Annotated in this window: 17 protein-coding genes; 2 read left to right on the forward strand and 15 right to left on the reverse strand. The window is 65.1% G+C overall.

Annotation, left to right across the window (positions count from 1 at the left end; translation table 11 throughout):
* Positions 1–547 precede the first annotated feature (547 nt).
* From E4L96_RS19685 to E4L96_RS19705, 5 genes are all read right to left on the reverse strand, one after another.
* Positions 548–1,189, reverse strand: coding sequence for a Vat family streptogramin A O-acetyltransferase (locus tag E4L96_RS19685; RefSeq protein WP_135208917.1), 642 nt, complete (start codon positions 1,187–1,189; stop codon positions 548–550).
* A gap of 58 nt (positions 1,190–1,247) precedes the next feature.
* Complete coding sequence (locus E4L96_RS19690) at positions 1,248–1,607, reverse strand: DUF1428 domain-containing protein (protein WP_135208918.1); 360 nt, start codon at positions 1,605–1,607, stop codon at positions 1,248–1,250.
* Between the two features lie 150 nt (positions 1,608–1,757).
* Positions 1,758–2,177, reverse strand: a complete 420-nt coding sequence (locus E4L96_RS19695; protein ID WP_135208919.1) for a 4-fold beta flower protein — start codon at positions 2,175–2,177, stop codon at positions 1,758–1,760.
* Positions 2,178–2,345: 168 nt separating this feature from the next.
* Complete coding sequence (locus tag E4L96_RS19700; RefSeq protein ID WP_135208920.1) at positions 2,346–4,046, reverse strand: AMP-binding protein; 1,701 nt, start codon at positions 4,044–4,046, stop codon at positions 2,346–2,348.
* Between the two features lie 262 nt (positions 4,047–4,308).
* Positions 4,309–6,714 carry an outer membrane beta-barrel family protein gene (locus E4L96_RS19705; protein WP_135208921.1) on the reverse strand — a complete coding sequence of 802 codons (2,406 nt, stop codon included), beginning with the start codon at positions 6,712–6,714 and terminating at the stop codon, positions 4,309–4,311.
* A gap of 128 nt (positions 6,715–6,842) precedes the next feature.
* Here E4L96_RS19705 and E4L96_RS19710 point away from each other — a divergent pair, with 128 nt between their 5' ends.
* Complete coding sequence (locus E4L96_RS19710; RefSeq protein ID WP_135208922.1) at positions 6,843–7,526, forward strand: response regulator transcription factor; 684 nt, start codon at positions 6,843–6,845, stop codon at positions 7,524–7,526.
* Between the two features lie 184 nt (positions 7,527–7,710).
* Here the strand turns inward: E4L96_RS19710 and E4L96_RS19715 are convergent, their stop codons facing one another.
* The 5 genes from E4L96_RS19715 to E4L96_RS19735 form a co-directional block, all read right to left on the reverse strand.
* Positions 7,711–9,420, reverse strand: coding sequence for an acid phosphatase (locus E4L96_RS19715; protein WP_135208923.1), 1,710 nt, complete (start codon positions 9,418–9,420; stop codon positions 7,711–7,713).
* Between the two features lie 423 nt (positions 9,421–9,843).
* A complete protein-coding gene (locus tag E4L96_RS19720; protein ID WP_135208924.1) occupies positions 9,844–11,721 on the reverse strand; it encodes a diguanylate cyclase in 1,878 nt (625 codons plus the stop codon).
* Positions 11,722–11,792: 71 nt separating this feature from the next.
* Positions 11,793–13,127 carry a GGDEF domain-containing protein gene (locus E4L96_RS19725; protein ID WP_135208925.1) on the reverse strand — a complete coding sequence of 445 codons (1,335 nt, stop codon included), beginning with the start codon at positions 13,125–13,127 and terminating at the stop codon, positions 11,793–11,795.
* Between the two features lie 239 nt (positions 13,128–13,366).
* On the reverse strand, positions 13,367–14,137 hold the full coding sequence (locus E4L96_RS19730) for a hypothetical protein (protein WP_135208926.1): 771 nt from the start codon (positions 14,135–14,137) through the stop codon (positions 13,367–13,369).
* The gene (locus E4L96_RS19735; RefSeq protein WP_135208927.1) at positions 14,134–14,406 is read right to left on the reverse strand and encodes a helix-turn-helix domain-containing protein; all 273 of its coding nucleotides are present in this window, start codon (positions 14,404–14,406) and stop codon (positions 14,134–14,136) included. The genes E4L96_RS19730 and E4L96_RS19735 overlap by 4 nt, the downstream gene beginning before the upstream one ends.
* Positions 14,407–14,484: 78 nt before the next feature.
* Here E4L96_RS19735 and E4L96_RS19740 point away from each other — a divergent pair, with 78 nt between their 5' ends.
* Positions 14,485–15,741 carry a DNA cytosine methyltransferase gene (locus tag E4L96_RS19740; protein ID WP_135208928.1) on the forward strand — a complete coding sequence of 419 codons (1,257 nt, stop codon included), beginning with the start codon at positions 14,485–14,487 and terminating at the stop codon, positions 15,739–15,741.
* Between the two features lie 459 nt (positions 15,742–16,200).
* Here E4L96_RS19740 and E4L96_RS19745 read toward each other — a convergent pair whose 3' ends face one another.
* The 5 genes from E4L96_RS19745 to E4L96_RS19765 form a co-directional block, all read right to left on the reverse strand.
* Positions 16,201–16,662, reverse strand: coding sequence for a very short patch repair endonuclease (locus E4L96_RS19745; protein WP_135209012.1), 462 nt, complete (start codon positions 16,660–16,662; stop codon positions 16,201–16,203).
* Positions 16,663–16,959: 297 nt separating this feature from the next.
* Positions 16,960–17,358, reverse strand: a complete 399-nt coding sequence (locus tag E4L96_RS19750; protein WP_135208929.1) for a hypothetical protein — start codon at positions 17,356–17,358, stop codon at positions 16,960–16,962.
* Positions 17,359–17,453: 95 nt separating this feature from the next.
* Positions 17,454–20,624 (reverse strand): efflux RND transporter permease subunit, encoded by a 3,171-nt coding sequence (locus E4L96_RS19755; protein ID WP_135208930.1) that lies wholly within the window; start codon positions 20,622–20,624, stop codon positions 17,454–17,456.
* Positions 20,621–22,237: an efflux RND transporter periplasmic adaptor subunit gene (locus E4L96_RS19760; protein ID WP_135208931.1), complete on the reverse strand. Its 1,617-nt coding sequence runs from the start codon at positions 22,235–22,237 to the stop codon at positions 20,621–20,623. The genes E4L96_RS19755 and E4L96_RS19760 overlap by 4 nt, the downstream gene beginning before the upstream one ends.
* Entirely contained in the window at positions 22,234–23,535 is a 1,302-nt protein-coding gene (locus E4L96_RS19765; RefSeq protein WP_229414631.1) for a TolC family protein, read from the reverse strand. Before E4L96_RS19765 ends, E4L96_RS19760 begins: the two co-directional genes overlap by 4 nt.
* Positions 23,536–23,658: the final 123 nt, after the last annotated feature.

Consider the following 23,658-nt stretch of genomic DNA (forward strand, 5'->3'; position numbering starts at 1 on the left):
GCGCCGACCGCATCCGATGCACCTGCCGCGGCGCAGGCCACGGCGGGCACGCCCGAGGATGCCGCGCTGGGACTGCACGTGATTCCGGACCTGCGCCCGCACGCCAGCCCGTGGGCGCTGCTGGCGGTGGCCGTGCTGGCCCTCGGCTACGTGCTGGTCAAACGTCCCCGCTGACCGGCCGCGCAGGCCTGCATTGGCCTCCGCGCTTTACTGGCGCATGCCACCCGTGCTGGCGCTCGTGCTGGTCAAGCGTCCGCGCTGACCGGCCGCGCAGGCCTGCATTGGCCTCCGCGCTTTACTGGGGCATGCCGTGCGGTGCCTGTCATGACAGACTGTTCATTAACTGATGTCGTTATCCAACAGCGGCCCATCCGGCTGTGCAGTTCGTCGCAAATCTCTTGCCTCTGGCCCACAAAGGGGCGCAGAATTCCGATCGGAAAGCCGGTTTTCTCAGTTGGCGGCGAGAGCCTTCAGCCGGGGTCGACAGGGCGCCAAGTGACGAGTAGTACCCAGGAGCCCGGCGGAACACCGCACCGCCGGGCTTCTTTCATTTCAGGGCTTGCAGCGCCCGCACATCGCCGCCCACGATGAGGTCCAGGTGGGCCGTGATCTTCTCCACCGGCCAGTTCCACCAGGCGATCTCCAGCAAGACCTTCACCGTGGCCTCATCGAAGCGGGCGCGGATCGGCTTGGCCGGATTGCCGCCGACGATGGTGTACGGAGGTACATCCGCCACCACCACCGAGCGCGAGGACACGATGGCGCCATCGCCAATGGTCACGCCCGGCATGATCAGGCTGTCGTAGCCGATCCAGACATCGTTGCCGATCACCGTGTCGCCCTTGTAGGGCAAGTCACCCGGCTGGGGCATCACCTTCTCCCAGCCATGGCCGAAAATCTGGAACGGATAGGTCGAGATGCCGGACATCTTGTGGTTGGCGCCGTTCATGATGAACTTGACGCCGGTGGCGAGCGCGCAAAACTTGCCGATCACCAGTTTGTCGCCGATGAAGGGGTAGTGGTACAGCACATTGCGCGCGAAGTCCTCGGCCCCGGCCGGGTCGTCGTAATACGTGTACTCGCCCACCTCAATGTTGGGGTGGCGCGCCGGGTCGATGGTGTTGCGGATGTAGCAGACCTGGGGAAAGCCTGCCATCGGATGGGGGTTGCGGGGATCGGGACCGTTCATGCGCCGATTGTAGCTGCCTCCCCGCCGGGACCGCTACTGGGCGTGCTGCCTGCGCCGGCTACAGCGTGACGCGCGGCTCGAAGCCGCCGTAGATCATGCGCTTGCCGTCGAAGGGCATGTTTTCGGGCTTCATGTCCTCAGCCAGGCGCGGGTCTTTCATGACCTTGTCGTTGATGGCGTCGCGGTCGGCGCGCGACGGGTATTCGATCCACGAGAACACCACCACTTCATCCTCCTTCAGGTCCACGCTCTGCGGGAAGGAAGTCCACTTGCCAGGCTTCACGTCATCGGCCACGCACTCGCGGAAGGCCAGCGCGCCATGCTCTTTCCAGACGGCGCCGCAGCGGCGCGACATGGCCAGGTAATCGTCCAGCCTGGCGCGCGGGACGGGGACCACAAATCCATCGACATAAGACATTTTTCAGGCTCCTTTGAGGTTGAGGGGGGGCCTGCTCAGCATAGACGCTCAGCGCGCGAGCGCAAGGTGCGATCGCGCGGCGGTGCGGCGGCGCTCCCGCGTTGCCGCACGGCGCTGGGTTTCGCGCCTGCGCCCGGCCCGGCACCGGGATCAGCGGGCGATGGCTTCGGCGGAGCGGGTGGCCAGGAGGGCCGCGGTGGCGTAGCCGGCCGCAAGGTCGGCGTCGGTGTGGAACAGCGCTGCAAACGTGAGCGGCGACGGGCCGCCGGTCAGGCTGCGCGGCTTGCGCGGCTTGAGCTTGGGCACCTTGGGGCGGCGCACGGCGGCGCCCAACGGGAAGCCGGCGCCATGCACCGGCATCTGCTGCACCGTGCCCAGCACACAGCCGTCCAGGTCCAGGATGCGTCCGCCATCGCACCAGCCGACGTGGGTGCCGTCGAGCGAATACAAGCCGGTGCCAAACACGAAGCCGAGGATGCCGTCCTGGCGGTCGGTCACCCAATGGTCTTTCAGCTGGCCCACCACGTCGCCGTCATGGTCGCGGACGAGCCGGTAGTCAATGTCGTGCATACGCGCCTCCTGTTGCGGTGGAAACATGGTAGCTCGACACGGCGCCGGACCGCGCACGGCTGGCGCCGCCGTTGTAAATGATCCCCCTCGCGTGGGGAGACCGGGGAATGCTGGCGCTAGCGATGGGCTGCGGAACGTTTAGCCCGCCGGCCACCGCCGGCGGCCCGCTCACAACTGGACGTCGTCTTCCCAGTACTCGTGCTGGCGGCGCGTGCCATCGCTGGGCGCGTGCTCCAGGCGGCGCAGTTCCACACGGCGGATCTTGCCCGAGATGGTCTTCGGCAGGTCGGCAAATTCCAGGCGCCGGATGCGCTTGTATGGCGCAAGCTTCTCGCGCGCGAAGGCGAAGATGGCGCGGGCCAGCTCGGCGCTGGGCTCGTGGCCGGCGCGCAATAGGATAAAGGCCTTGGGCACCGACAGACGCAGCGGGTCCGGGCTCGGCACGATCGCCGCTTCCAGCACCGCCTCGTGCTCGATCAGCACGCTCTCCAGCTCGAACGGGCTGATGCGGTAGTCGGAGGACTTGAACACGTCGTCATTGCGGCCGACGTAGAAGTAGTAGCCGTCGGCGTCACGGGTGGCGGTGTCGCCGGTGTGGTAGAAGCCGCCGGTCATCACGTCGCTGGTGCGCTGCGCGTCGCCGGCGTAGCCGAGCATCAAGCCGATGGGGCGCGGGTCCAGGGCGATGGAGATTTCGCCTTCGGTGGCGGGCTGGTCGTCGCCGTCCAGCAGGGCCATCTGGTAGCCGGGGAGCGGGCGGCCCATGGAGCCGGGCTTGATCGGCTGGCCGGGCGAATTGCCGACCTGGCAGGTGGTTTCGGTCTGGCCGAAGCCGTCGCGGATGGGGATGTTCCAGGCGGCGCGCACCTGCTCGATCACCTCGGGATTGAGCGGCTCGCCGGCGCCGACCAGCTCGCGCAGCGGGACCTTGTATTGGGTGAGGTCCTCCTGGATCATCATGCGCCAGACGGTGGGCGGCGCGCACAGCGAAGTCACGCCGCAGCGGATGATGGTCTGCAGGCAGGCGCGGGCGTTGAAGCGCGCGTAGTTGTAGACGAACACCGTCGCGCCCGCGTTCCACGGCGCGAAGAAGCAGCTCCACGCGTGCTTGGCCCAGCCGGGCGAGCTGATGTTCCAGTGGACATCGTTCTGCTTGAGGCCGATCCAGTACATGGTGGACAGGTGGCCGACCGGGTAGCTCTGGTGGCTGTGCAGGACCAGCTTGGGCTTGGAGGTGGTTCCGGAGGTGAAGTACAGCAGCATGGGGTCGCTGGCCTGGGTGGGCGCGTCCGGCGTGTAGTCGTGCGATGCGGTGCGGCTGTCCTCGTAGGTTTGCCAACCTTGGGCGGCGCCGCCGACGCTGATGCGGGTGTAGCGGCCGGTGAGTGCCTCGAACTTGACCGTCTCGGACGCTTGCGCCACCACGTGCCGGACTTCGCCGCGCTCCAGGCGGTCGGCCAGGTCCGCGGTCGAGACCAGCATGGTGGTCGGCACCATCACCGCGCCGAGTTTGATACATGCGAGCATGGTCTCCCACAGCTCCACGCGGTTGGGGAGCATGAGCAGCACGCGATCCCCGCGCTGGACGCCCGCATCACGCAGGTAGTTGGCGACGCGGTTCGAACGCCGCGCCATGTCCGCGAACGAGATCTTCTGCTCCGAACCATCCTCCTCGACGACCCAGAGCGCCGGCGCGTCATTGCCCTGCGCCTGCACATCGAAGAAGTCGAGCGCCCAGTTGAAGGTAGTGAGCTGGGGCGGCTGATAGTCGCGATAGGCGGTGGCGTAGTCCTCCCGATGCTGCTGGAGAAAATCGCGGGCGGACAGGAAAGCGGCGGTCGCTGCCGAGGGTACCGAAGAGGTGCTCATAAAGGATCCCTTATCGTCTCGTTATCGCCAGCAATATAGCAAATCCCCCGCCCTCCCCCGTCCCGCCACACCCTTGACCTCCCTCAACCGGGGTCAGGCCTCCCCCCTTTCCACCGGGGTCTGACCCCACCCCCTGTGAATAACGCGTTGGCCGAGTGAAGCCGCTTGTGGATAACCCGCCGGGGTCAGACCCCTCTATGAGAAGCAGGCCTGACCCCGGTGTTGACGGGCGGGGTTGGAGGTGCGGGTTGAGGGAACTTTTTTAGTCGGAACCGCCGGGGCCGGCGGGGGCGGGGCCCATGCCGGGGCCGCGTCCGCCAGGGCCGCGGCGCATGAAGGGGTGGTCGGTGTCGTCGCCGGTGCCGGATTTGACGCCGCCGAAACGGTAGGAGAGGCCGACATACACCACGCGGCCGTCGAAGCGGCGGGTGCTGGTTTCGCGCAGGGTGGCGCTGTCGACCACCGTTTCCATTTTGTTGGTGTTGAACAGGTCGGTCACGTTGGCGACCAGCGTCCACTGCGGCGTCAGCGTGTGGCGCCAGCTGGCGTTCAGGCTGTGGTTGGGGGAGCGGTAACCGGCGCCGCTCAGCATTTTCCCCATCATCATCAAGGCCAGCTGGACCTGGTCGTTGGCGTCGAGCTGGTAGTTCAGGCGAACGCGGCCACTCAGGGAGTTGGCGGTGCGGCTGACCAGCTCGCCAGCGTCGTCGTAGAAGCTCTGCTGCATGCGCGCGAGGTTGCCGCTGGTGTTCAGCGTCAGCGCGGGCGTCAGCTTGCCGCTCAGGGTGAACTCGAGGCCGCTCGAATGGCCGCCCTCGCCGTTCGCGCGCGTGGTCAGCAGCACGTTGGGGGCGATGAAGGTGCGGTAGTCGACGATCGCATCCGTGTCACGCCGGTAGTAGCCGCGCAGGTTCGTGTCCAGCCCGGCGAACTTGGTCTCGTAGCCGACTTCGAACGAGTCGGTCTTGGTCGGCTTCAGCGCCGGGTTGCCGGAGGAGACGTTGAATTCGTCGCGGTAGATCGTGTACGGATTCAGGTCGCCCGCGCTCGGGCGGCGAATGCGGCGCGCGTAGGCGAAACGCACCGTGGCGTCGTCGCTCACCTTGTAGGTCGCGTAGGCGCTCGGCATCCAGTTCAGGTAGGAGTTCTTGCCCTCGACATGGCCCGTGATCTGGCGGATGTCCATGTCCGTGTACTCGGCGCGCAGCCCGGCCAGCGCGCCCCAGCGTTCGTTCAGGCGCATCTGGTACGTGCCGTACAGCGCGCTCACGGTCTCCTTGAGCTCGTAGTTATTGGTGCGGCCCGCGTTCACGGTGGCGACACCGCTCAGCGGGTCGATGTCCGCGTACACCGTGTCGAAAGTGTTGTCGTTGGTGGCGATCTTGTAGCCGGCCTTTAAAGCGCCACCCGCCAGCGGCCTCTCGTAGTCGCCGGTGAAGTCGACGATGCGCGTCTCGAAGTTGTTGTGCTGCCGCGCACGCGAATCGCGCAGCACGCCCGCCAGCACCTGGTTGGCGTAGGCGCTGACGTTGTCGTTCTCCGAGGCGGACACGCGCAGGTCGATCTTCAGCGTCTCGCCCGGCAGCTGGCCCTTGTGGTCGTAGCGCCCGCCCCAGCTGAAGTTGTGGCTGTCGCCGGTGCGGTCCACGGTGCGGATGTAGTCGCTGGCCGGCAGCAGCGCCGTGGCGCCGTTGATGTAGTGGTCGACGCCCTGCTGGTCGTTGGTGCGGGTGTTGTAGCTGGCGCTCGCGGTGAGCGTGTCGGTCGCGTCCAGGTTGTAGCTGACGGTGCCGTTCAGCGCGCCCATGTCGTTCAGGCCGCGGCCAGTGGAGGTCTGGCTGCTGTGCACGAACTGGCCGGACTGGGCGTCCAGCCGGTCCCGCGTCAGCTCGCCGACGGAATTGCGGCCGTCGTGCCGGATGTTGGCGCTGCCCTGGAAGCCCCACGGCCCCTGGTTGTAGCTGCCGTTGACCGAGCTGTTGTAGCGCCCCGCCGTGCCGGCATTGGCGTTGACGGCGCCAAACCCGCCCGGCTTGCGGCTGCGGCGCATGACCAGATTGAGGATCGGTCCGCCCCCGCCTTCGTTGCCGAACTGGGCGCCTGGGTTGTTGATGACCTCAACCGATTCGATGTCGTCCGCGGGCATGGCCTGCAGCGCTGGGCCACGGTTCTCGCCTTGCAGCTGGGCGGATGGTTTGCCGTCGACCAGGATCTGGACGTTGGCGCTGCCGCGCAGGGTCACGGTCCCATCCGGGTCCACGTTCACGGAGGGCACATTGTTGAGCGCGTCCGCGGCCGAGCTGTTGGTGGTGGAGACGTCCGTCTTGAGGTCGTAGACCTGGCGATCGATGCGGTTGGTGGGCCGTTCGGCGCTCACCGTCACTTGCGGCGCGGCGGAGGTGGCCTGGACCGGGCCGGCGGGAGTAGGCACCGGCTGCGGGGCCGCTGCGGGAGCGGTGACCGGCTGCGGGGCCGCTGCGGGAGCGGGATCCGGCTGCGGGACCGCGGCGGGTGCCGGAACCGGTTGCGCGGTCGCGCTCGATTCCGTCGTCGTCCCCGGCTTGGCGACCGGAGCGGGAGCGGTCTCGAGAGTCGTTTGGGCCAGCGCGTACGGCGCCGCGATGAGGGAGGTGCCAGTCAGGCACCATGAAGCGAGGAACTTGTGCATTGCATAGGGAAAGCTGCAGGAAACCCGACCATTTTACCCGTCCCCATAGGCAAAAATTATCATTTACAAAACTTTACGAAAGTAAACAGCGTGTCTCAAAATGAACAATGCGCGTTACAATCGGGCTCATGCGCGTGCTCATCATCGAAGACGACCTCGACATCGCCACCAACCTCCTCGACTACCTGGCGAGCGAGGGCTACAGCCCCGAGCACGCGGCCGATGGCATCAGCGGCCTACACCGCGCGGTGAGCGAACGCTGGAGCGCCATCCTGCTCGACCTCTCCCTGCCCGGCCTGAGCGGCCTGACTCTGTGCAGCAAGCTGCGCAAGGAAGCCCGCCTCGACACGCCGGTCCTCATGCTGACCGCGCGCGACACCCTGGACGACAAGCTCACCGGCTTCAGCCATGGCGCGGACGATTACCTGGTCAAGCCGTTCTCGCTGAAGGAGCTGGGCGCGCGCCTGCAAGCGCTCATCAAGCGCGACCGTGGCCAGGTGGTGCCGGGCGTGCTGGAGTGGGCTGACATCCGCCTCGACCCGGCCAACTGGACCGTGGAACGCGGCAACCGCAGCATCAAGCTGCCCCGCAAGTGTCACCAGCTGCTGCACCTGCTGATGGCGGCGCCCGACCGGGTGCTGTCCCGTAATGAGTGCGAGCTGGCCGTGTGGGGCCAGGCCTTGGACGGCAGCGACACCTTGCGCTCCCACATGCACACGCTGCGCCGGGCGCTGACGGCCAACGGCGAGCCGGACCCAATCGAGACCGTGCACGGGATCGGCTACCGCATGCTGCGCCCGGCCGCGGATTGAGCCTGCGCCCACCTTCACAAGAACTTTATAAGTGTTTGACGCGTTCCTCACGCCGCTCTGGCTATGATGGACTCAACATCCTCACGGGTGTGCCTGTTGTTCCTCTCGACGCAAACCTGGTTTATGCGTCCCACCGGCTTGGTTCGCCCGCACGGGCCAAGCCGGTGGTGTGCGCATATTCGAGTCAGGCCACGTGGGCGAAACTCAAGGTCCCGGTCAAGTCTCCCGGCGGCACGGCGCCGCGCTCACGGAACGCCTTGTTGCGCGCGGCCAGCCCCTCCAGCAATGGCAACTCGAAGCGGCGCGTGATGAAGCGCAGGATCGAGGTCGTGTCGTAGAAGGTGTGGTCGACCGCGCCCTTCTTGGCGAACGGCGACACCACGAGGGCCGGAATGCGCGAGCCCGGGCCCCAGCGGTCCCCCGGCGGCGGCGCCACGTGGTCCCACCAGCCGCCGTTCTCGTCGAAGGCGATCACCACCACCATGTTCTTCCACTGCGGCGACTTGCGCAGATGCTCGACCACGTTGGCGATGTGCTGGTCGCCCGATTCCACGTCCGAATAGCCCGCGTGCAGGTTGAGGTTGCCCTGCGGCTTGTAGAACGCCACGGGCGGCAGGCGGCCCGCCACCGCGTCCGCGATGAACTTGTTGGACACGGGGCTGTCGCCGATGCCGCCATCGCGCAGGTGATGGGCGCGCGCGGCCGTGCCGGGCGCATAGTTGCGGAAGTAGTTGAAGGGCTGGTGGTGCTCCTGGAAGTTGGGGCGCGAGCCTGCGCCCCGCCCTGCCAGCGCGGCCGACCAGGCGCCGGCATACCAGGCCCAGTCAACGCCCTTGCGGGTCAGCAGGTCGCCGATGGTCGTGAAATCCTGCGGCGGCAGGACGGTCGGATCCTGCGGGTCGGCCAGGTGCGGGTCGCCGCCCGGCGCGGGTTTGACCCAGCTGGGCTGGAACGGGGGAGCCATGGTGTTGACCACGTAGCCATCGGGCGTGATGGCGCCGTCGTTCACGTACACGGGCTGGCCGTCCAGCGCGGACTTGGGCGTCTTCTCGGGGTCGATGGCCAGTTTGGTGCCTTGCGGGCCGTCGGCCACGGCGGCGATCTGGCTGCGGGCGGGCGTCTGCGCGGCGTTGAAGTATTCGTTGGGGCGGCCGCTGATCAGGAACTGGTGGTTCATGAACGAGCCGCCAAAGGCCGCCATGAAGAAGTGGTCGCACAGGGTGTACTCACGCGCCAGCTGCCACAGGCCGAGCGCCTCGCGCGACTGGCCGTAGTGGCCCATCACCAGGCCGCCGGAATCGCCCCAGGCGACGAAGCCATCATTCTTGCCACCGTTGATCTGCATCTGGTTCTGGTAGAAGCGGTGCGTGAGGTCGCGCGTGACGATGGCTTCCGGCAATGGCTGGCCGGCGGCGTCCTTCAGCGCGTAGGGGGCGTTGGGCAGGCCGTGGATGTCCGGCTCGGCGATGAGGTAGTCCTTGCCGCCGAGGTTCTGGCGGCCGGGAACCATGCCGCCCCAGACCTTCGGCAGCTCGCGCAGGACGGTGCCGTCGCGGTCGCGCTGCTGGTATTGCTCGGGCTTCACCGATGACAGCGGCTCGGCGGTGCCGGGGAAGTCGGCAAACAGGTTGGTGAAGCTGCGGTTTTCCAGGTAGATGACGACTACGTTTTTAACGTGCGCCTTGAGCTTGGCATCCAGCGAGGTCGCGCGCGGGTGGGCGGCGTGGCGCGGTGCGGCGTCAGCCTCCGAAGCGAGCGGCAGGCTGGTCGCCAAACCCGCGGCGGCGGCGGCGCGGAACACGCGACGGCGGGACGGGTTGGACGGAGTGTCGCTGGTGCGGTCCTGAGCGGCGGAGTTCTGGGCGGTGGGGGTGCTGCGGTCGTGGTCGGTCATGTGTGGATCCTGGAGCGTGGCTGAGCTAGCCCGGCAGGAACTGTAACGGAATTGGCCGGAGCTGGGTAGGCTGGCGTTGTGGCAGTGGTGGGATGGCGTAAGCACAGCGGTGGCGCGGATGAGGTCCGGCGCGGTGGCGCGGATTGGGTCCGGCGCGCGGTGGCAAGGATGAGGTCCGGCGCGCAGTGGCGCGCGCGGCCGAGAAGACGGGCTGCTCGTGGCTGAGTCGCCAGCGCACCACTTCTGTGCCTCAGCACGGCGGGGTACGTCCCCGGCGTGCTGAGGTGCAGAAGTGTGTTGAGTTTGAGACGGCGGATTCGTCTGGCACGAACGCTGTGGCAATGGCGTGGGGAGGCCGGGAGGCTGTCGCAAAAAGTATCACTGCGGTCGGGTGATATGCTACGCGACAGTGCCGCGCTCTAGTCAGGCCGCCTGACGGGCGCGCTCGACGCGGTTGCGGCCGCCTTCTTTGGCGCGATAGAGGGCGGTGTCGGCGTGGTGGATCAGCTCGTCCAGGTTGCGCATGTGCGCGTCGCATTGCGCCACACCCACACTGATGGTCGGCGCCAGGCCCGGCGGCAAGCCGCTGACATCGATCTGCGCCACCGCCGTGCGCAGCCGTTCGGCCGCCCGGATCGCATCCTCTTCCGTCGCGCCGCGCAGCACGGCAATGAATTCCTCGCCGCCGGTGCGGCCGACCGTGTCGCCCGGCCGCAGCGACATCCGCAGCGCGTGCGCGACCCGCTGCAGCACCACGTCGCCGGCGGCGTGCCCGTGCGTGTCGTTGATGCGCTTGAAGTGGTCTATATCGAGTGCGGCGATAGACAGCGCCCTGCCCTCCTTCTTCGCCTGCGCAAAGGCCTCGCGCGCTACCGTCATCAGGTGGCGCCGGTTGGGCAGCCGGGTCAATTCATCGGTCAGCGCGAGGTCCCGCATGCGCGCACCGAGGCGGCGCTGACGCACCACCAGCACACCCATCAGCACGATCACCACCGCGCTCGCCACCAGCGCCGCCACCTGCCAGCGCCGCACCAGTCCGGTGTGCTCCAGCTCGGCCTGCTGCAAGTTGTTCTGGTACTGCAGCTCGGCGTTGCGCAGCCGCGCCTGCTCGGACTGGAACTGCACGCGCAGGCGCGTAGTGCGGTCGTCCAGCATCTGCTTCTGGATGGCGGCCTGGGCGGCCATCATCTGCGCCTGGGCGGCGTAGGCGGCCTTCCAGTTGCCCATCTGGGCGTGCGTGGCGGCGGTCTCTTCGTAGATCTTGGCGAGGAAGCGCTCGTTGCGGTTGCGCTCGAAGTAGCGGCGGGCTTCGTCGAGATCGGCGAGCGCTTGCGGTGCGCGGCCGGCGCGGCGGTAAGCAGTGCCGCGCGACAGGTGGATGCTGGCGATCATGTCCGCATCCTGCGTCGGCTGAGCCTGTGCCATGGTGTAGGCCTCGTCCAGCAGCGTGAGGGCGCGCTCGTGCTGGCCGAGCTTGGACAGGACCACCGCATAGGCGCGCTGGTCGTTCACGATGTCGTCCGCCCCGCCGCGCGCCTTGTCGATTTGCAGCGCCTGCGCGAAGTGCTGGCGGGCGCGCTCCAGGTCGCCCTTGTTCTCGTAAGTGCTGGCGATGTTGAAGTGCGCCGTCGCCATGCCCTGCTGGTTGCCCGCCTTCTCGTTCACGGCCAGCAGCTGGGCGTAGCTCTCCAGCGCGTGGTCGTAGTCGCGGATGTTGCGGTCCGCGTAGAGGTTGGCCAGCGCGTTGAGCACGTAGCGGCGGTTGCCCTGGTTGCCGAGGCGGGTCTCCAGGTCGTAGCTGGATTTGAGGTCGTCGATGGCGTCCGCGTACAGGCCGCGCACGTAGCGCTGCTCGCCGCGCAGGGCCAACGCGCGGGCCAGCACGGTGTTGTCGCCCATGCGGCGGGCGGCGGTGACGCCGGCTTCGTATTCGGCCAGCGCGTCGTCCGGGCGCTTGAGCTGCTCCCAGGCGTAGCCGCGGCAGACCCGCAGGCCGATGGGCGGCTGCGGGCCCTGGGCTTGCACCAGCGCCACCGCCTTGTTCGGCTCGGTGTAGGCGAGCAGCCAGCACTTGGCGGACAGGATCTCGGTGCGGCTGGCGGGGACGCTGGCGTAGTCGGCGCGGGCGGCCAGCTTGTCCAGCAAGGCCAGGGCCTGAGCCGGGTCGCGGTCCGCCAGGCGGGAGGCTTCGGCCAGGTCTTCCTTCAACCCGGCCGATGCGGGCGCGGCATGCAAGGCCACCAGCAGGCTGGCGGTGGCGAGCGGAGCGAACGCGCGGCGGGGCGAGCGGCATCGAATCATGATGCCAAGAAATATACAGGAACTTGTGGTGGCTGGACCATTTTGAGTGGGCCTGCCGGGGAGCGGCCGGGTCAGGCCAGCTTGCGCTGGGGTTCCGCGCGGTGGTCGGCGAAGGTGACGCGGTTGCGGCCGGTGTTCTTGGAGCGGTACAGTGCCTGGTCGGCACGGTCCAGCGCGCGGCCAAAGTCCTCGCCTTCCGCCAGCGTGGCCACGCCGAACGAGGCTGTCACGGCCAGGGCGGCGGGCCAGTCGTGGTGCTCCAGCGTGGCGCGCAGCTTTTCGGCGAACTGCAGCGCCTGGGTCGAGTCCGTGCCCGGGCAGATGATCAGGAACTCCTCGCCGCCCCAGCGCACCAGCTTGTCCGTCAGGCGGATGCTGCGCTGGGCCAGTTGGGCAAAGGCGCGCAGCACCTGGTCGCCAATCAGGTGGCCGCAGCGGTCGTTGACCTGCTTGAAGTTGTCCAGGTCTACGAACACGAGCGAGCACGGCTGCTCCAGCAGGCTCGGCGTCTTGAGGTGGCGGGTGAGCAGCTCGCGCAGGCCCTGGCGGTTCATGGCGCCGGTGAGCTCGTCCACGTAGACCTGGCCGGCCAGCTCGTCCTTCTCCAGCTTGAGCGCCTTGTTGATGCCGGTGAGCGAGGCCAGGTGCGCGCGCGCCTCGCGCAGGTTGCGGCGGTAGGCCACCAGCGCGCCCAGCACGTACAGCAGGCCGCCGGTGCCCCACATCGCGACCAGGCCGGCGTAGAGCTGGGTCTGGCTGATCCACTTGCCTTCGAAGCGCAGCGACTTGATCGTCAGCTGGTGGCGGCCTTCGGCGTCCTGGCTGCCGGTGTAGAGGTCGATGGAGGTGACGTTGTCGCGCTGGGGGGCGGTGCGCAGCAGCGGCACATTCTGGGCCGTGATCCACCAGGTGGCGGTGTGCAGCAGGGAGAGCGGGATCTCAACGCGGCCGTCCGCGGGGACGGTGAATTCGATTTCGTTGACCTTTTGGGTCTCCCACTTGCCGGGCAGTGAGAAGCCGGGCTCGAAGTTGTGCAGGTATAGGCGCAGGCTGTGCGGGGCGGGGCCGGTGTAGTCCACGTGAAGGGTGACGCTGTGGTAGGCGGACATGTCGATGCCGTGCACGCCGTCGCCGAGGCCGAAATAGGCACCGCAGTAGGGCCAAGCGTATTTCTTGGTGAGGGTGCAGTCGAGCTGGAGGCCTTGCGGGGTGGCCCGCAGCAGGGACTGGCTGGCGCCGCCTTCGCCGCGGTCGTCACGGGCTTCGATGGTGATGCCGCGGGCGTGGACCACGTCCAGGTGGCGGTTTATTCCGAGCTTTTGCCAGACCACCAGCACCATGGTCAGGAGCAATAGAAAGGTGATCGCCACGGACGGGCGCACGGATGCAGCAACGGGGGAAGGCATGGTCTCCGCGGGCCTTGGGCGGGCTCGAACTTATGCAATTTATTGTTGGCAACGATTGTTGCACGATAAGCGCAAACGGTTGCGGAAGCAATACACGTGTTGCGAGGAATTCACTAATAAACTCGAATGTTTCTCTAATGCCGAGTCGAACACAGTTTGAATGTGATCCGCCCAATGCGATCGGACACTGTTTCGAAGCCTACCCTTCAGTTGAGCCCTACTTTGTGCTGCTCTTTCACTTAAGACAACAGACTGCGCAAATCCTCATTCGCGCTCGGGTGTGCCGCTATCATTGCCGCCACCTCATCCCAACTAAACGGACGGGCTGTGAATGAGATACGTGTCGCATCGGCTGGGATATCGTGATCCGTGAATATTTGGTTGTGCTTATAGTGCATGCGTAACAAGCGAACCTCTTCTGGCTCTCCCAGAAGACGGCCACGCTTTGGTGCGAGCCTCAACCGATCACGGGCATGTAGGCCCGCATCTTGCACGATCCACTCAATTTCACCTGCAGAGTCCCGCGCTAGAAGGTTCTCTACGAAACCAAGAAAATCTTCCTCCCAATATAGGAAGTCGAAGTTCGTCCGGGTCGGATCCCAATGCTTCAAGAGAATCAGGGAACGAGCGGTTTTAATCCCTCTTGTTTGCATCTGTTCACGTATGCGCTCATACATGTAGTTCAACAATATCCGACCTTGGGCCTGTGCATTGTCCCCCCCGGCCGTTCGCATACGACGCACTTCCTCCACATCGCAAAACCGCTGCTCTTGAAGATCCACGCGCAAGGATACAGGCGACTTAAACAGAGTCTTTACAGAGTACCCGATTGTCCCATCTATGATATCGAACAGTTCTTTTCGTCTTGATCGAGGGCCCGTGGCTCCTTTTACAATACGAAGGAGCGTTTCGGCGTCCTTGCCATCCAAATCTGTCGAGTACGGAAGAGAAAAAAACGTTCGAAGTAACCGAGACAACTCTAGGACTTGTTCAACCGACAAATAGCTCATGCGTTGTCTCCGCCCTGGCCTAAATCTAGGGATTGGTCTAGCTGACCTATCAGCCCCCCTGGAGGGACTCCAAGGCCTTCAGCAATGCGATAAATGTTCTCAAGCGTAAGATTTCGCTCGCCTCGCTCGACCTGTCCGAGGTAGCTTCTGTCCACACCTGCCCTCAGCGCAAGTTCCTCTTGTGACAAGCCCTTCGCGTGCCGCACCTCGCGCACGCGATCCCCAAAGGCCTGACGGATCGCCTTGCGCCACTTCGGATCGATTTCCATTTGCACCCCTACAGTAACGTAGGTATAGTGTGCAGTTGCGGTCTATGAGTCCACGGATTATCAGTACCAATTGATTAAATGAAAGACAAGAAATACACAGTAGTCGACCTTTTCTGCGGTTGCGGGGGAATCAGTAGAGGTTTCCAGCGCACTGGTCGTTTTTCGATTGAACTCGGCGTGGAGCTTGAGCCTCACCCGATACAGGCTTTTGCTGCAAATCTGACCAATCACGCACTCAAGCCGCCCGTTGCTTACCAAGGCGACATTCGGCAACTCGTGGGGCCTGAGGCGGTTGACAATTTTTGGGAATGGATGCGCCCAACCGGAGTAAATGCGCCGGGCGAGCTAGACGTACTTGTGGGAGGCCCACCCTGCCAGGGGTTCAGTCGTAATGGTGTTCGTCAGTACCTTGCTAACGGAGCAATGCGATTTTATGATGACCCTCGCAACCATTTGTATCGCGCGTTTCTAAGTGCCATCGGTGAGCTGCAACCGAAGCTCGTGCTTATTGAAAACGTCCGAGAATTTCTTAACTTTGGCGGAGGGAAGTTTTCCGAGGATCTTCTAGCGAAACTGGACGAGTTAGGATACGTCGCCGACTATCGCAAGGTTTGTGCCGCGGATTTTGGTGTGCCTCAGATGCGCCATCGTGTATTGTTTGTCGCTGTCCGCCGGGATTTTGCGAACGTGAGCTTGCAACAACTTCCGTTTGCCAAGCCAACTCATGCAAAAGGGAGTTCTCAAATGGATCTAATAGGAGACGTCACCTACCGCACCGTACGAGACGCGATCGCCGACCTGCCTGAACCGGTTTATAAGCACGGAGTCGGAATCAAGTATCCTAAAGCACGTCGCCAAATTAGCGCTTTCGCGGAAGCGATGCGCTCGCCAACTGGGGAGGTATCTAATCACGTTGCTCGGAAACTTAGTGCACTGAGCCTGGCCCGAATCAACGCGGTAGGCACGGGGCGGATGAAACATGCGCCAGAAAATTTACAAACGAAAAGCTTTTACGGGAGCGCGTACCGCAGACTTGCGTGGGATGAGCCCTCACTCACCATCACAACTTGGGTTTATCACGTCGGGTCTGGAAGATTTGCCCATCCCGAAGCTGATCGATGCGTGACGATGCGTGAGGCAGCGCGCCTTCAAAGTTTCGACGACGATTTCATATTCCCGAACTTGATCAACCCAGTTTCGCAAATGATTGGTAACGCGGTCCCTCCACTGCTTGCGCAAGCATTTGCTGCGACGTTTGCGAAATTCCTCGACAAACATTCGGCGCAAGCTGAGCGCCTTACTCACAGCCGTAAAAACTCGATTATCGCTGATTAAGCTAGATGTGAAACCGCAATAAACTGGTCGGCTTGCATTCCCCGCGTTAGCGCTTGCCGGACGGTCCCCAATGAAAATCGCGCCCGACGTGTGGTTGCGTCTACTCGAGCTGCTACGTAGGTCGCTCATCCGAACACCCGCACAAGCGGCGTAGTACGACAATCAGAGCGTGCTCGCCGCCGAGAGGCAGCGGCCGCCAATCAAACGACTTCGCTGCAGTCAGATTGATTTCGACTTACGCGATGACCAGCCTGTCGCAAATTGCTCGCTTTGCGGTGATTCGAAAATAAGCCTGGTGGCTTGAGCTCCAATCACACGACCAGTTCAGCCGGTACCGGCCGCTTGTACAGTCATGCCACGCAGGAACCAGCCTCACCTCGAAATGCCTAGCTCCCGCAATATGCGCTTTTGTCAAGTGCTCCTTGCGTGCGCTCGCGACGGTTGATGCAATTCCCGGCTTTATTGCCCGTGGAGGACGCGGACCGACCTCGCAGCGCCTAGATTTGCTCCGGGGAGGCCCAGAAATTCCTGGAGCGAGCCTAATAATTTGGCGTGATTCTGAAGCTCGCACTCCCAGATCGTCATCACTCCCCACCCGAGCGGCTGCAGAGCCGCGACATTCAGGGCATCACGTCGACGATTTCCCTCCAGCTTCTCCGTCCAACATTCCACCCGCGACTTTGGCAATCGCGCCTTTGCACACCCCGCATGCAGATGCCAAAAACACCCATTGATAAAAACTACCAATCTTCGCTTGGGGAAGACCAGGTCAGGCCGTCCGGGCAAGTTCGGCACATGTAGGCGATAGCGATAGCCAGTGGCGTGCAGTAGCCGCCGTACAACCAGTTCGGGCTTGGTGTGTTTCGCTCGCACCTCGCCCATAATTCGACTGCGAAATTCCGCAGTAAACTTGTCTGTCATATGAGTACGCTCACGAGATGGAATTGTGGTGAAGCTTCCGCCGTAATTCCGCTCATAGCATATGGAGCCAACGTTGCGAAGAACAATCGCCACGGCAGTCCATAATCCGTTCACGTGCTGGTTGTAGAAAAAAAGCCCCAGTTCGTCACTGGGGCTTTTTCACATTCTGGCGGAGAGGGTGGGAGCCAGAACCTGGGGCGTGAGAGCGAAAAACGCGACTTCATGCCCCCAAACATGCCACCAAACGCCAGAGCTATGCCATCCACGATGGAACCGAGGACAGTTTAACACGGCACCTCACGTGTCGGTGGGCGAGCGCCGGGTGCCGCCCGACAGCTCCTGCTTCCGTTTCCGCCCCTTGCCGCGTTCCTTCCGACAGAGCACTGCGCCTGCGACGATTCCATACAGGACCAATGGAACCCAGCTGCGCCACGCTCGCACCATCGAAACCTGCTCGCTCTGCCTATCGTAACGCACGAACTCCGCGGCGCCATCCGCGAAGTGCAATGCAGTCCCATCATCTTGCCAGAGCACCATGTCGCCCTGCCAGCTACGTGACAAGTGCCCCGAATAAGACGCTCCGACAAACCCAACCGTCGCCTTCATCGGATGAACCTGGCTCTCCCAAATGCTGCCGAGAGCCACGGACAGACAACCGAGTATAGCGACCGCGAGACAAACCATGAGCGTGCGCATACGTCCACTCCTTGACTAGAAATCACCAAGTCTGCAATGCCAGGTGCCCGGCGTAATGAGGCATCACAAGAATGAATTCGGACGAAGTTGCTTGCCTACTGTGCCGCAACCACCGCCTCTGGGGACAACGGTGTACGTCGTGCTGTAGAAGAGCGCTTCCTCAGCAAGTAGTACCCCGCCGGGATCACAAACATCGACACCAGCGGCGCCGTGATCATGCCACCGACCATCGGCGCCGCGATCCGCTGCATGACATCCGATCCAGTGCCGCTGCCCACCATCACCGGCACCAGGCCAGCCAGGATCACCGCCACAGTCATCGCCTTGGGCCGCACGCGCAGCACGGCGCCGGCCGCAATCGCCTGCAGCAGGTCGGACACTCCACTCTTGCCCTGCCCCTCCGCGTCTTCCCAGGCGTGCTTCACGTACAGCAGCATGATGACTCCAAACTCGGCCGAGACCCCCGCCAGCGCAATGAACCCGACACCACTGGCTACCGAGAGGTGATAGCCAAGCAGCCACATCAGCCAAGCGCCGCCCGCCAGCGCGAACGGCAACGTGGCCATGATCAGCAGCGCTTCATCCCAGCGGCGGAAAGTCAGGTACAACAGCCCCGCGATCAGCAGCAGTGTGACCGGCACCACGATGCGCAGCCGCGCCATGGCCCGCTCCAGGTATTCGAACTGGCCCGACCACGCCACCGAATAACCGGGCGGGAGAACTACCTCACGGGCGACGACACGCTGCAGATCGGCCACTACGGAGCCGAGGTCACGGTCGCGGATATCCACGTACACCCAGCCGGACAGGCGTGCGTTCTCACTCTTGATCATGGGTGGGCCATCGGCTACGCGAATTTCGGCCAGGTCGGCCAGCCGCAACTGCGCGCCGCGCGAGGTCAGCACCGGTAGCTGGCGCAGCGCGTCCACGGAATCGCGCAGCTCGCGCGGGTAGCGCACGTTGATCGGGAAGCGCTGCAGGCCTTCCACGGTCTCACCCACGTTATCCCCGCCGACGGCTGCCGCGACGACGCTCTGCACGTCGGCCACGTTCATGCCATAACGGGCTGCACGAGCGCGATCGATCTGGATGTCCACATAGCGGCCGCCATTCAAGCGCTCGGCCAACGCCGAGGACACGCCCGACACCTGCTTGACCACCCGCTCGACCTGCGCTGCCACCCGGTCAATCTCCACGAGACTGGGTCCGGAGATCTTGATTCCGACCGGGCTCTTGACGCCCGTGGCCAGCATGTCGATCCGATTCCGGATGGGCGGCACCCACACATTGGCCAGGCCCGGGACCTTGACCACCCGGTCCAGCTCCTCCGTCAGGCGCGCCATCGTCATTCCCGGCCGCCACTGGTCACGCGGCTTGAACTGGATGGTGGTCTCGAACATCTCCAGCGGTGCCGGGTCGGTGGCCGATTCGGCCCGTCCTGCCTTGCCAAACACGGTCGCCACCTCCGGCACCGTCTTGATCAGGCGGTCCGTCAGCTGCAGGAGCTCGGCCGCCTTGCCAGCCGAGAGGCCGGGCAGCGCCGACGGCATGTACAGCAGATCGCCTTCGTCCAGCATGGGTAGGAATTCGCTGCCCAACCGGTTGACCGGCCACACCGTGCCCGCGGCCAGGATGGCGGCGGCCACCAGGGTCGTCTTGGGGCGACGCAGGACAGCGGCGAGCAGCGGGCGGTATGCCGCAATCAGCATCCGGCTCACCGGATTGTCCTGCTCTGCTGGGATGCGGCCCCGGATCAGGTAGCCCATCATGACCGGCACCAGGGAAATCGACAGCCCCGCAGCGGCGGCCATCGCATACGTCTTGGTATAGGCAAGCGGTGCAAACAGGCGACCTTCCTGCGCCCCCAGCGCAAACACCGGGACGAAGGACAGCACGATGATCAACAATGAGAAGAACAGCGCCGGTCCGACCTCTGCGGCCGCATCCCCGATCACGCGCCAGCGCTCCTCCCCCTCCAACGCGGCGTCTGGATGCGCGTGGGACCACGCTTCCAGGTGTTTGTGCGCGTTCTCGATCAGCACCACCGCGCCATCGACCATCGCGCCGATGGCGATCGCGATACCGCCGAGCGACATGATGTTGGCGTTCACACCTTGGTAGTACATGACGATGTACGCAGAAAGCACGCCCAGCGGCAGGCAGACGATGGCCACCAGCGCGGAGCGCAGGTGGAATAGGAACAGCGCGCACACCAGTGCCACCACGAAAAACTCTTCGAGCAGCTTGTGCTCCAGATTCTGCACCGCGCGGTCGATCAGCTGCGAGCGGTCATAGGTGGTCACGATCTCCACGCCCGGCGGCAGGCTGGCCTTGAGCGTGGCGAGGCGCGCCTTGACGGCGGCAATCGCGGCGCGCGCGTTCTTGCCAGAGCGGAGAATCACCACGCCACCCGCGACTTCGCCCTGCCCGTTCAGCTCCGCGATCCCGCGCCGCATTTCGGGGCCAACCTGAATGCGCGCGACGGCGCCCAGTTGGACTGGCACTCCGGTCTCGCTGGCCGTCAGCGGGATCGCACGGAAATCGTCCAGCGAGCGCAGGTAGCCGGAGCTGCGAACCATGTACTCCGCCTCGCCCGCTTCGAGCACCGCCCCGCCGCTTTCCTGATTGGCCCTGGCCAGCGCCTCCAGCACCATCGCATGCGTGATGCCGTAGGCGCGCATGCGATCCGGATCGAGCACCACCTGGTACTGGCGCACCATCCCGCCGATGCTGGCAACCTCCGAAACGTCGGGCACGGACTTCAGCTCGAATTTGAGGAACCAGTCCTGCAGGGCGCGCAGTTGCGAAAGGTCATGCCGGCCGGTGCGGTCGACCAGCGCATATTCGAAGACCCAGCCGACCCCCGTGGCATCCGGCCCGAGCGCAGGGCGCGCCTGGACCGGAAGGCGTCCCTGTACCTGGTTGAGGTACTCCAGCACGCGCGTGCGCGCCCAGTAAGGGTCGGTGCCATCCTCGAACAGCACGTAGACGAACGAGTCGCCGAAGAACGAGTAGCCGCGCACCGTCTTCGCACCCGGCACGGACATCATGGTAGTAGTGAGCGGATAAGTGACCTGGTTCTCGACAATCTGCGGTGCCTGGCCAGGCCAGGTTGTGCGGATGATGACCTGCACATCGGACAGGTCGGGCAGCGCATCCACGGGGATGCGGGCCACTGACCAGATACCCCAGCCAGCTATCGCCACCGCCGCCACCAGCACCATGATGCGGTGCGCGATCGACCAGCGGATCACGCGGGCGATCATCGCGACGCTCCCGGGTGAGCGCTGTGGTCATGTGGCGCCGGCGGTGACGTCGGCGTTTGAAGCGGCGCAGGCGCTGGGGTGGCTGAGGCCGGTCGCGGTGGCGTCCCCGCCGGGGCCGCCGTCTGCACCCGGATGCTGGTGATTTCATAACGGTGGCCCGCGCCCTGCCTGAATGTGAAGTCCACGTTTGCGCCCACGGCCACTCCGGCGGGCAGGCCGCCTGCGGGTGGCAGGAAACCCATCGTCATCGCCGGCCACTTCATGCTCGGTACCGGACCGTGCGAGATCGTGATCTCGTCCGGCCCCACCTTGTCGATTCTTCCGCTGGCTCGATGCGTCGCTTCCGCCGACTGGCGCTCACCTGACGGTTTGCCCTCCTTTGCGGGCGGGGATGCCGGCTCCATCCGCCGCAATGCGCCGCGCAGGCTGGCCTCCGAATCGATCAGGAACTGGCCCGACGCGACGACCCGCTGGCCAGCGCTGAGACCTTTGCGGATCTCGGTTTCGCCATTCGCCTCTCTGCCCACCAGAACTTCGGTCGGCAGGAAACGGCCTTGCTCCTGCGCGACAATCACAACATCGCGTTGGCCGGTACGGATCACCGCTTCCGACGGCACCACCAGCATGTGCCCCGCCTGCAGAGCTTGAGCGCTGACATTGGCAAACATCCCCGGCGTGAGCTCGCCCGCTTCGTTGGCAACCGTGACCCGCGCCACCAGCGTGCGCGTGGCCGCGCTCACCTGAGGAAGCAACGCTTCCACGCGGCCGGCGAAGGTCTTGCCGGGGTAGGCTGGCGCCGTGACCTGCACGGCACTCCCCGGCCGCACGCTGGCCGCAGCTGTCTCCGGCACTTCCGCATTCACCCATACCCGCCGCAAACCGTTAATGGTCACCAGAGGCGCTCCGGTTGCCACCGTCATGCCATCCCGCGCCACCAGTTCGGTCACGATGCCTGCTGCAGGTGCGGTGACCGTCACCCGGCGCAGCACGCGCGCGCTGCCCGCCACCTGCCGCACCTGATCGTCCGTCATCCCCGCCAGCCGCATGCGCTGCAGGGCTGCGTCCAGCAGGCCGGGCTCCGGCGCGGCCATGCGCTTGATCGCCAGATAGTCCTCCTGGGCCGCCACCCATTCCGGCACGTACAGGTCGAACAGCGGCTGCCCCTTGCGGACCGGCTCCAGCGCGGCCCGCACATGCAGGCGCTCGATGAAGCCGTTGCTGCGCGCCGTCACCAGTACCCGGTCGCGTTCATCGTAGGCGACGTTGCCGACCCACTGCGCACTGGCGCCTACAGCCGCTTCCCGCACCTCGGCCAGCCTGACGCCGAGGCTCTGTTGCACGCCCGGACTGATGGCAACGCCGCTGCCTGCCACCTGTTCGTCCGCATACACCGGCACCAGATCCATGTCCATGTAGGGTGATTTGCCCGGCTTGTCGAAGCGCTGGCCTGGCACCATCGGATCCTGCCAGTACAGGATGCGGCGCCCACTCGCAGCCGCGGGCACGGATGTTTGCTTGACCGCCGACTGCTGACCAAGGCGGTAACCGCCATAGCCCAGGGCCGCCGCCATCAGCAGCGTCCCGGCGCACAATACAGCGATACGGGTATTCATCGCGCCTCCGGCAGAGAGTTAGAAGGGAACAGGAAGTTCAGGCGCGCCCACAGCCGCGCGGTTTCCGATTCCAACTGCAAGGTCTGCAGGCGTGTGTCCAGGGCGGCCGCGCGGGCGCTCAACACGTCCGTGAGCGGTGCCTGGCCGCCTCGGTAGGCCACGGCGATGGCTTCCACGCGCTCTTGCGCCAGCGGCATCAATTCCGTGCGATAGCGGTTCAGCCGCGCGAGACCGGAACGCCAATCGCCGATCTGGCTGCGCGCTTCCGCCGCATGCATGCGCAGCGCTTCCTCCCGCTCCGCGTGCGCTTGCTCCGCCATGGCGACGCGCGCCGCCACTTCGCGGTCCTGCCGGTTCCTGCGATCCCAGCGCAGTGGCACCGCAACCCCGAACGAGACCATGTCGGGATAGCCTGGACCGCGCTGCTGGTAGGCGAACTCAACCCGCCAGTCCGGGCGGGCCTCGGCCGCCGCCAGCCGCGCCTCCGTGCGCGCGAGGTTCTCGGACTTGTCCAGCACCGTCACTTCGGGATGGTGATCCAGCTGCTCCGGCAAGGTGTCCGGATTGTGGCTGATGCGGGTCAAGTCGGGAACACCCGAGGCCACCGCGTCGGAAGCCGGGCCGATCCAGCGGGCCAGCACATCGCGGGCATTCTCGCGCTGGCGGTGAATGGTGGCGGCGCGGTCACGCATCTGCGCCGCGGCACTGCGTGCGGCCAGCAAGTCGCCCCGCGTCGAGCGGCCGCCGCGGAAAGCAGCATCCTGCGCCAGCACCTGGTCGTCCGCCTGGCGCACAGCCTGGTCGACGACATCGGTCATCTGCTGGCCATAGTAAAGATCGAGCCACGCGAGCGCCGTGTCGCGCGCGATCGCCGCTTCCGCCACGCGCCGCTCGGCCACCGTACGCTCGGCCATCCGGTCATAGCGCTCGCCCCGCAAGGCGCGCTTGCCTGCACCGGGCAGCTCCTGCTCGATGCCGATCCGGCGCATGGTCATGTTGTCCCTGCCCAGTGAATACTTGTCGGGGCCATTGAAAGGGATGTTGTCAACACCCGCCTTGAGCATCGGATCGGGCAACTGGCGCGCAGCGACCGCCAGGTCGCGCGCGGCCTGCGCGGCGGCATCCTGCCCGCGCAGCTGATAGGAGCGGTCGAGCGCCCGCTTCTGGGCCTCCGCCAAAGTAAGTTCACGTGTCTGCGCATGAACAGGGGTGTGCAATATCGGGGCCAACGCCAACGCGCAAAGCATGGCCGGCACTCCGCGGCGGCACAGCGCCGCAATAACGATCGGGAACAACATAACATCTCCAGATGCAGGGAACACAGCACCGGCGCGCGACGCACCGGCACACCGTGACGAGCAAGAGGAGTGGCTAATTGCGCAGGCAGCAGTGCCTGATAGAGATGGGGGGAGCGGCGCCGG

The sequence above is a fragment of the Zemynaea arenosa genome (assembly GCF_004614185.1).
Lineage (GTDB): Bacteria > Pseudomonadota > Gammaproteobacteria > Burkholderiales > Burkholderiaceae_D > Telluria > Telluria arenosa.

Coding starts and splice junctions, on each gene's coding strand:
- E4L96_RS19685 (WP_135208917.1), bottom strand. CDS start 1,189: ATGAACGGTCCCGATCCCCGCAACCCCCATCCGATGGCAGGCTTTCCC.
- E4L96_RS19700 (WP_135208920.1), bottom strand. CDS start 4,046: ATGAGCACCTCTTCGGTACCCTCGGCAGCGACCGCCGCTTTCCTGTCC.
- E4L96_RS19690 (WP_135208918.1), bottom strand. CDS start 1,607: ATGTCTTATGTCGATGGATTTGTGGTCCCCGTCCCGCGCGCCAGGCTG.
- E4L96_RS19735 (WP_135208927.1), bottom strand. CDS start 14,406: ATGGAAATCGATCCGAAGTGGCGCAAGGCGATCCGTCAGGCCTTTGGG.
- E4L96_RS19760 (WP_135208931.1), bottom strand. CDS start 22,237: ATGAATACCCGTATCGCTGTATTGTGCGCCGGGACGCTGCTGATGGCG.
- E4L96_RS19725 (WP_135208925.1), bottom strand. CDS start 13,127: ATGCCTTCCCCCGTTGCTGCATCCGTGCGCCCGTCCGTGGCGATCACC.
- E4L96_RS19715 (WP_135208923.1), bottom strand. CDS start 9,420: ATGACCGACCACGACCGCAGCACCCCCACCGCCCAGAACTCCGCCGCT.
- E4L96_RS19695 (WP_135208919.1), bottom strand. CDS start 2,177: ATGCACGACATTGACTACCGGCTCGTCCGCGACCATGACGGCGACGTG.
- E4L96_RS19745 (WP_135209012.1), bottom strand. CDS start 16,662: ATGACAGACAAGTTTACTGCGGAATTTCGCAGTCGAATTATGGGCGAG.
- E4L96_RS19750 (WP_135208929.1), bottom strand. CDS start 17,358: ATGCGCACGCTCATGGTTTGTCTCGCGGTCGCTATACTCGGTTGTCTG.
- E4L96_RS19705 (WP_135208921.1), bottom strand. CDS start 6,714: ATGCACAAGTTCCTCGCTTCATGGTGCCTGACTGGCACCTCCCTCATC.
- E4L96_RS19740 (WP_135208928.1), top strand. CDS start 14,485: ATGAAAGACAAGAAATACACAGTAGTCGACCTTTTCTGCGGTTGCGGG.
- E4L96_RS19710 (WP_135208922.1), top strand. CDS start 6,843: ATGCGCGTGCTCATCATCGAAGACGACCTCGACATCGCCACCAACCTC.
- E4L96_RS19755 (WP_135208930.1), bottom strand. CDS start 20,624: ATGATCGCCCGCGTGATCCGCTGGTCGATCGCGCACCGCATCATGGTG.
- E4L96_RS19720 (WP_135208924.1), bottom strand. CDS start 11,721: ATGATTCGATGCCGCTCGCCCCGCCGCGCGTTCGCTCCGCTCGCCACC.
- E4L96_RS19765 (WP_229414631.1), bottom strand. CDS start 23,535: ATGTTGTTCCCGATCGTTATTGCGGCGCTGTGCCGCCGCGGAGTGCCG.
- E4L96_RS19730 (WP_135208926.1), bottom strand. CDS start 14,137: ATGAGCTATTTGTCGGTTGAACAAGTCCTAGAGTTGTCTCGGTTACTT.